The organism is Candidatus Neomarinimicrobiota bacterium (assembly GCA_034716895.1).
Lineage (GTDB): Bacteria > Fidelibacterota > UBA8477 > UBA8477 > JABMPR01 > JABMPR01.
Genome location: JAYEKW010000084.1, coordinates 1 through 3,642 on the forward strand (window position 1 = coordinate 1; position 3,642 = coordinate 3,642).

Sequence of the window (3,642 nt, forward strand, 5' to 3'; positions counted from 1 at the left end):
CCAGTGGGTCTGGTGAATTGCCCAATGATTTGGACATCTTGCGACCCTGGCTATCCCGAATAATGCTGGTAAAATAGACATTCTCAAACGGGATATCCCCCTTGAACTCATAACCAGCCATGATCATGCGGGCCACCCAGAAGAAAATAATATCCGGACCGGTGACCAGATCATTGGTTGGATAATAATAATCCAAATCCTGATCGTCTTGGGGCCATTGATGTACAGCGAAAGGCCAGAGCCAGGAACTGGCCCAGGTATCCAGGACATCATCATCCTGTTTCAGTGCGGTCGAACTACACTTACTGCAGGTCTTGGGCGCTTCAACCTGTACCATGATCTCACCACAATCCTGGCAGGTGTAAACCGGGATACGGTGACCCCACCATAATTGACGGCTGATACACCAGTCCTTGATATTGGTCATCCAGTGTTCGTAGGTTTTGCTCCAGTGAGCCGGATGGAACTTAACCCGGCCATCTCTAACTGCCTCTGTAGCCGGCTTGACCAACTCGGACATGTTCATAAACCATTGTTCCGAAGCATAGGGCTCGATGGGGACATTACCTCGTTCTGAGTAGCCTACCTTATGGACGTATTCTTCAATTTTTTCCATGAGATCCAGCTCTTCAAGCTGTTCAATGACCACTTCACGAGCTTCAAAACGATCCAAACCAATGAATTTTCCTGGAACATTCTTGTTCAAGCTTGCATCTTCATTAAAGATATTAACAAATTTCAGATCGTGACGTTTACCCATCTCCCAATCATTTGGATCATGAGAAGGGGTTACTTTAACACAACCCGTTCCAAAATCCTTGTCCACATACTCATCTGCAAAAATGGGGATTTCACGACCGACCAGAGGCAAAACCACGAATTCTCCAATGAGGTGCTGATAACGCTCATCTTCCGGGTGAACAGCCACTCCGGTATCTCCCAGCATGGTTTCCGGTCGGGTAGTGGCAACCACCAGGAATTCATCAGAATCTTTGATCGGATAGCGCATGTGCCACAAGTGACTATTACGTTCCTGATAGATCACCTCTTCATCGGAAATGGCTGATTTTGTGGCAGGGCACCAGTTGACCAAACGTTTCCCACGATAGATATAACCAGCATTGTAAAGCTCAACAAAAGAATGGAGCACCGCTTGATAATAAGCTTCATCCATGGTAAAGCGTTCTCGCTCCCAGTCACATGAAGCCCCTAGTTTTTTGAGCTGTTCAATGATGATGCCGCCGTATTTGTCTTTCCATTCCAGAGCGTGCTTCAGGAATTCATCACGACCAATCTGGTGTTTAGTAATGCCCTTTTCACGGAGCATGCTCACTACTTTTGTCTCAGTAGCAATGGAAGCGTGGTCGGTTCCAGGGATCCAGCAGGCTTCACGACCCTGCATCCGTCGCCAACGAATCAGAATATCCTGCATCGTGTTGTTCAAGACGTGTCCCAGGGTTAGAATACCAGTCACATTAGGTGGCGGAATAACAATGGTGTAGGGTTCCTTGTCTGGATCTGGTTCTGAATGAAAGTAGTTCTGATTCAACCAATGCTGATACCATTTGTCCTCGATCAAGGAGGCATCGTAACGTTTACTGAGTTCTTGTGTCATATTCTAAATCCAAGTTTTTTTGAAACCGCGAATTTCGCTAATTTCGCTAATTGTAATAACAGCCCTCATAAAACTCAGAGTGTAAGGGTTGTTTTAATCTTCCTGAGTAAAACGAAGGATCTCCCTGGTAAAAGTGAAGAAATTTTAATCAGCCCCATTTAAAAAGCGCGGGAATGTAGACTGATGTATGGGGTGGTGTAAGGGGAAATTAAGGGTGTGGCTCAAATTCTTCGCTCATCGGTTCTATGAAGCTTGGCTTAACTACAGCACCTATGAATTGGCGCAAGAGAGGTTTATCCCATAAAAAGTTTGGTGTTATTACTGCGGAAGTTTAATGATTTTCCAGGAAAGACTACTCTGTTGTTTGAGCAACTGCAGGTTGATTAAGGATCGGAGCTTGTAAAATATTATAAAGATCATTTTCCCATGAAACCACTGTATCTGCATCAATAATTACAATAGCTTCACCAAAGATCCAGTGGTTTCCATCCACAACATCCGGTGTTCCCTGCAAAACAATTACTTCCTCAAAAGGGGAACCGATCTGAAATGAATCTCCATTAAAAAGCTCGAGGCTATCCAATACCCACCCAATTTTCAGGGGATTAAGATATGAGTTCTTCCAGCCCACCACAAAATCGTTTCCAAACCGGATGAATGAAGAACCATAATGCCACTCTCCGCCTTTAATCTGAAGGGGTGCGCCTTGTACTTCAGAAACCCATTCTTTTTTTGATCCCAGAGTAAAAAAGGTGTCACTTATGGTTACTTCCAGAACAACCTCTTCTTTCTCCGCCTCTATATCTTGTGCTCGCCTGTCTTCCCATTCCTTCCGTAATCTTGCCTTTTCATCGGAAAGCGCCATTTTTGTGGTAAGGACTTTCAGTTTGTCCTCTGGTGGATTTAACAGAGAGAAACCCAACATGAACAGAAAGCTTACCATGATCAGAATGATAAAAATTACCACCAGCAATCCCTGGTCCATATGGAAACCCAGATCAGGAGCAACCGGGGGAGGGTCTGGTCTTTTTGGTTTACTCCTGGGAGGGGCTTTCTGCCGGGGTGGTGCCTGCTTTTCTGCTCGCGGAGGTGGTTTTTCACGGGGGGGGGCTTGCTTTTCTTGGGTTTTTTCCTGGTGCTTTGCATACGAGTATTCGCGAGTAGCCTGGCTGCGTTTTCTCGATGTCTTCTCACTGCTAACATGTTGAAAGTGACCAAATTTACCGAGGTAATCCAAAGCCACGGTTCGCGCTTCGTTAATCAACTTGATCTTGGCTTCCGTGCGAGCCCCTAAACGTTCATCGTTTTGAAACCGATCGGGATGCCAGATCCGGGCCAGATCTTTATAGGCTTGTTTGACATCAGCTTTGGTGGCAGTATTGTCCAGTCCCAGCTCATGCAGGGCTATGGCTATATTCATACCTTTGGACATGGACCGATCTCTATTGTTCCTGATTCATTTGAATACATTGCATAAGCTTGACAATATATTCGCCTTCTCGCCTATAATCTGTAGATATATGTGGCCTCCAGCAGATTAGTACACTGATAGAAATTGTACTTCAAAACAGCATTATATTATTCACAACGAATGAGACAAACAGAATGAATTATACCATATTCAGCTCCAAATGGTCTGTAATGTCGTGGGGATACTAGTGTCGAATCAACTGTGTACTGTCGCAACCAAGCCTTGTGCTGGTTTTGACTTGAGAACCCCGATTATTTCTTATAACGGATAAGGACACTCATCCCCAAACCAAGAGGTGCAGAATGCCATTCTGCCTGGCTGGTCTTTCTGAAAAAAGTTTTTCCACTTAAAATGCCTGTTTTAAGCTGTAGTTTACCCTCCCCCAACTCCTTTACATATTCCAATGAGATCACAAAGTTATCCTGAACCACAATATGGTATGGGGTCAGATCTATTGTTCTTTCTTCACCGGGAGTATATTCGTAAGCAACACCAGCGATACTCTCCCTTTGAATTCCTTTAAAGTCAGTTATAGTAATATATATAGGGGAATTAA

General features: G+C 44.5%; 3 protein-coding genes. All 3 read right to left on the minus strand.

All coding sequences use genetic code 11. The features are described from left to right. Window positions 1-1,615: valine--tRNA ligase (locus U9Q77_05550; GenBank protein MEA3286820.1), on the minus strand; the 1,615-nt coding region annotated here is incomplete at its 3' end. A 352-nt stretch (window positions 1,616-1,967) separates the two neighbouring features. Beyond that, complete coding sequence (locus U9Q77_05555; GenBank protein ID MEA3286821.1) at window positions 1,968-3,047, minus strand: DnaJ domain-containing protein; 1,080 nt, start codon at window positions 3,045-3,047, stop codon at window positions 1,968-1,970. 290 nt (window positions 3,048-3,337) lie between these two features. Then, window positions 3,338-3,642 (minus strand): hypothetical protein (locus U9Q77_05560; GenBank protein MEA3286822.1); only part of this gene is annotated, 305 nt, incomplete at its 5' end.